6 protein-coding genes and 1 pseudogene are annotated in these 4,206 nt (G+C 62.1%); 6 read left to right on the top strand and 1 reads right to left on the bottom strand.

Annotated features, from left to right (window positions below; translation table 11 throughout):
• From EN893_RS21295 to EN893_RS21275, 5 genes and pseudogenes are all read left to right on the top strand, one after another.
• Positions 1 to 707: alpha/beta hydrolase (locus tag EN893_RS21295; RefSeq protein ID WP_164900998.1), on the top strand; the 707-nt coding region annotated here is incomplete at its 5' end.
• A gap of 92 nt (positions 708 to 799) precedes the next feature.
• Positions 800 to 916, top strand: a pseudogene (locus tag EN893_RS40075) (GFA family protein); the annotation flags it as partial.
• Between the two features lie 186 nt (positions 917 to 1,102).
• Positions 1,103 to 1,300, top strand: coding sequence for a hypothetical protein (locus tag EN893_RS21285; RefSeq protein WP_013532087.1), 198 nt, complete (start codon positions 1,103 to 1,105; stop codon positions 1,298 to 1,300).
• A gap of 188 nt (positions 1,301 to 1,488) precedes the next feature.
• Complete coding sequence (locus tag EN893_RS21280) at positions 1,489 to 2,361, top strand: undecaprenyl-diphosphate phosphatase (RefSeq protein ID WP_127269867.1); 873 nt, start codon at positions 1,489 to 1,491, stop codon at positions 2,359 to 2,361.
• A 76-nt stretch (positions 2,362 to 2,437) separates the two neighbouring features.
• Entirely contained in the window at positions 2,438 to 3,226 is a 789-nt protein-coding gene (locus EN893_RS21275) for a phosphodiester glycosidase family protein (protein WP_127269865.1), read from the top strand.
• Between the two features lie 71 nt (positions 3,227 to 3,297).
• On the opposite strand, the gene EN893_RS39400 is transcribed toward EN893_RS21275, so the two are convergent.
• Positions 3,298 to 3,573 (bottom strand): hypothetical protein, encoded by a 276-nt coding sequence (locus EN893_RS39400; protein ID WP_164773642.1) that lies wholly within the window; start codon positions 3,571 to 3,573, stop codon positions 3,298 to 3,300.
• Here EN893_RS39400 and EN893_RS21270 point away from each other — a divergent pair.
• On the top strand, positions 3,572 to 4,206 hold a 635-nt coding region (locus EN893_RS21270), incomplete at its 3' end, for a GH25 family lysozyme (protein ID WP_281062494.1). The genes EN893_RS39400 and EN893_RS21270 overlap by 2 nt on opposite strands.

Below are 4,206 nucleotides of genomic sequence, written 5' to 3'. Positions count from 1 at the left end.
CGAAACTTGCCGAAAACCGCACCGTCATCGGCGTCGACCTGCAGGGTCACGGTCGCACCGCGCTGGGCGACCGCCCATTCACCGTGGAGGCGATGGGCGACGACATGGCCGCCATCGTCAAGGCGCTCGGTTACGATCAGGTCGATCTCATGGGCTACTCGCTGGGCGGCGGCGTCGCCTTCCGCATGGCCGTCCAGCATCCCGAAGCGGTACGCCGCCTCGTCCTGGTATCGACGGGCTACGCCACGGACGGCTTCTATGACGAGATGCGTCCCCAGCAGGCACAGGTGAGCGCGGCCGCGGCTGAGTTCATGAAGGACACGCCGATGTACAAATCCTACGTCGCCGTGGCGCCGCATCCTGAGGAGTTCCCGAAGCTCCTCGATGCGCTGGGCGGCTTCATGCGTCAGAACCGCGATTACTCGGCCGACGTCGCCAAGCTGAAGATGCCGGTCATGCTGGTCTATGGCGACAGCGATATGTACAAGCCCGAACACGAGATCAAGTTCTATCAGATGCTCGGCGGCGGGCTGAAGGATGCCGGCTGGATGCGCGAGAACCTGTCGCAGAACCGCCTGGCGATCCTGCCCAACCGCACCCACTACGACACTTTCTTCGCCCCCGAACTGACGGCCGCCGCGCTGCCGTTCCTCAACGGCCAGACCAAGGTCAAAACCTGGGACGAGGTCGTCGGCGAAACGGAGTGAACGCCAAAGCCGCCGGCTGTTAGCGGGCAGCCGGCCATTCCATGGAAGCGATGACGGCTTTCGGCGTCATCGCTTAACCCCCACTCGCATGGCTCGACGATCCCACGGTTTTCAAGCCGCAAATGCATATTTTCACGGGCTCGAGGCAGCCCTGGGTGGTGCTCGATGACAGCCTGCCGAAATACGAAGGCGCCCCTCCGCCAGGCTAATTTTTCCCTTCTCCCCTTGTTGTGGAAGGAAATGGATCGACGCGCAGCGCCAAGGGCCAGGGGAGAGCGCAAGCATGGCCAAAATTTAATCCAAATCGACACGAGATAGCCGGCAAAGCGTCATTGGCGGGCCATCATTGTCTCCCTATTTATGGGTCGCGGGTACGGCATTCGAGGAGACGACGGATGAACGACAGCATCAGCACCCTGGACGAGCTTTTGAGCGATCCGATGGTCCTGCTTGTGATGGAGCGCGATCGTGTGCGCCCCGAACAGGTGCGCATGCTGCTCGAACGGGCTCGCCGGCCTTCGACCGATGAGCCCGAAGTGCCGCCGGCGCATGTGATCGCCAGGACATGCCAGAAACTCTGGCTCTGCCCGTAGTCGCTTTGCGATTTTCGCTGTGTATCTCAAGCCGGCTCCAAGGTGGGCCGGTTTCGAACGGCGTGCACTTCGGCACGCCAGCTTACAAATCCGTAAATTGATTATCCGGCCCATGACGATAAGGCTTGCCCGGGATTGACCGATGGTCGGTCCACGCAACTCCGATCTCTCATGCACGGAATTCGATTTTGGCCGATATCTGCACACAAGGCCTGGATACGGGCTTCGTCGGCCTGGGGTTCGCCAAGGTGGCGTTCCTCGGCGTGGTGCAAGGCATCACCGAACTGTTGCCGATTTCCTCGACCGCCCATATGCGCATCGTGCCGGCCGTGCTCGGCTGGCAGGATCCTGGCTCCGCCTTCTCCGCCGCCATGCAACTCGCGGCTCTTGCCGCGGTGGTCAGCTATTTCTGGAGTGATGTCAGGAATATCCTGTTTGGTTCTTTCAACGCTCTGGCGCGACGCGATTTCGCCGACCGGCATTTCAAGCTGGCGCTCTGGATCGTGCTGGCGACGATCCCGATCGTCATCGCCGGCGTGGCGCTGTCTGGCGTGCTCAACGCCTGCAATTCGCCGCTACGCAGCCTGACGGTGATCGGCTGGGCCTGCATCGCAATGGCGATCCTGCTGGCGCTGGCCGAGATCTTTGCTCGTCACCGGCGCAGCATGGGGGGTGCGTCGCTGACCGATGCGCTGCTCGTCGGTGTTGCCCAGATCGGCGCACTTGTCCCCGGCGTGTCGCGCTCGGGCTCGACCCTGACGGCGGCATTGGGGCTCGGCTTCAAGCGGGCCGAGGCGGCGCGCTTCTCATTCCTGCTCGGGCTGCCTGCCATCGCGCTCGCCGGCCTCAAGGAACTCTGGGAACTGCACAAGGTCCATCTCGACGCCCATGGCTGGTCGGTGCTTGCTGTCGGGCTGGTCGTTGCGTCGATCTCCGCCTTCTTCGCCATATGGGGGCTGATGCACGTGCTGGAGCGTTTCTCGGCCTGGCCGTTCGTCATCTATCGCGGCCTGCTCGGCATCGTCTTGTTGTTGAGCGTCGCCATGGGATGGCTTGCCTAAGTCCAGAGCCTTTCACAGTCTCGCTTGAAACAGGTTATATCCGTACCGGACCTCGAACTTCGATTCCGGTAAGCGCATGGATTTCCTGACCCTCCTGCAATCATTGCCGTTGCTGCTGGCATTGGCCAAGGGCGCACTGCCGTCGGTGGCGGCATTTGGCATGGGATTTGGCCAGTGGACCGCTTCACTGCCGCCATGCCGGGACTTCACCTTCGAGGCGACCAGCTATCTCGTTTGCGAGGTCGATCCAAAACGATATCAGCTCGAGCTGTTCTGGAAGGATGCGGCGGGCAAGCCGTTTCAGTCGCTGCACAATCTGCATGCCACGCAACAGGCGGCAGGGCGCACCATGCTGTTCGGCATCAATGCCGGTATGTATCACCCGAACCTCGCGCCGGTCGGCCTCTATGTCGAGCGTGGCCAGGAGATGGCCTCGGTGAAAACGGGATCGGGGAGCGGCAATTTTTCCCTGCAGCCGAACGGCATTTTCTACATGCGCGACGGCAAGGCCGCGGTCCGCGCCACCAGGGATTTCGTGAAAAGGCGCCCGACCGTCGACTATGCGACGCAATCGGGGCCGATGCTGGTGATCGACGGCAAGCTGCATCCAAAATTCCAGGCTGACGGCACTTCGCGGAAAACCCGAGACGGTGTCGGGGTGCGAAAGGACGGCGTCGCGGTTTTTGCGATTTCGAACGGCATGGTGACCTTCCATGCCTTCGCCCGTCTGTTCCGCGATGCGCTCGGCTGCGACAACGCGCTCTTCCTCGACGGCACGATATCAAGCTTGTTTGCGCCTGCCATCGGCCGCAAAGACGACTATTGGAATCTCGGGCCGATGATCGGCGTTTTCAAAAAATCCTAGCCGGTTTCCATCGCGCTTGCCGCACGCGGTATGGGCGAAAAAAACTTGATTCAAACTTTATTGGTAATTTCTCATTCATAACTGATCTGGTTTGTCCGTCGGCTGTCGTTTTGCCCTCGGTCTGTTGTGTTTTGAGTACAGGTCCAGATGCGGATTCCGGGCGTCGTCAGTTTTTTGATCGCATCGCTATGCCTTGCCGGCTGCTCGTCGACGGCCGGCGTCGACGCGCTGGATTTGCAGAAACCGTCCAACGAGACCACCAGTTCCGTGATCCGGCCGCCGGCACCGATCGCCGCTGCTCCGGCGGCAAGGGGCAACAGGGCGGCAAGGGCCGGATTGGCTCCCATGTCTGACAACGGTCCGGGGGAAAAACCGCGCCCGTTCGGCTTGGCGGAGGAGGAAGAGACGGGCGTGTTTGCCGCGCCCGACGTGCCTGATCCCCAAGTGCCTGATGTCGGCGGGCTGCCGGTCGAGCCGGCAGCCTTGGTGTCGCCGCCCAAGCTGTTGACCCGCGCGGCACCGGCCATGCTGGCCGGGCCGCTCACCCGTTACGGATTTCGCGACGCCAAGCCGATCAATTTCGGCAAGGGTTCGCCTCGCCGCCTTGCAGTGCACGGCGTCGACGTCTCGCGTTGGCAAGGCAACGTCAACTGGGACAAATTGCGGGCCCAGGGCGCCAACTTCGCCTACATCAAGGCGACCGACGGTGGCGACCACCTCGATCCGATGTTCATGAAGAACTGGCGCAGCGCCGACGCCGCCGGCTTGAAGCGCGGCGCCTACCATTTCTTCTACTGGTGCCGCACGGCCGGCGAGCAGGCGGACTGGTTCATCCGCAACGTGCCCAGGGTCGAAGGCGCACTGCCGCCGGTGATCGACGTCGAATGGAACGGCGAGTCCAGCTGCAAGCGGCGGCCGTCGCGCGAAAAGGTGCTGGAAAAGATGCAGGTGTTCATGGACAAGCTGGAGCGGCATTACGG

It is taken from the genome of Mesorhizobium sp. M7A.F.Ca.CA.004.04.2.1 (assembly GCF_004022825.1).
Classification (GTDB): Bacteria; Pseudomonadota; Alphaproteobacteria; order Rhizobiales; family Rhizobiaceae; genus Mesorhizobium.
This window is presented reverse-complemented; position numbering and strand designations above follow the sequence as displayed.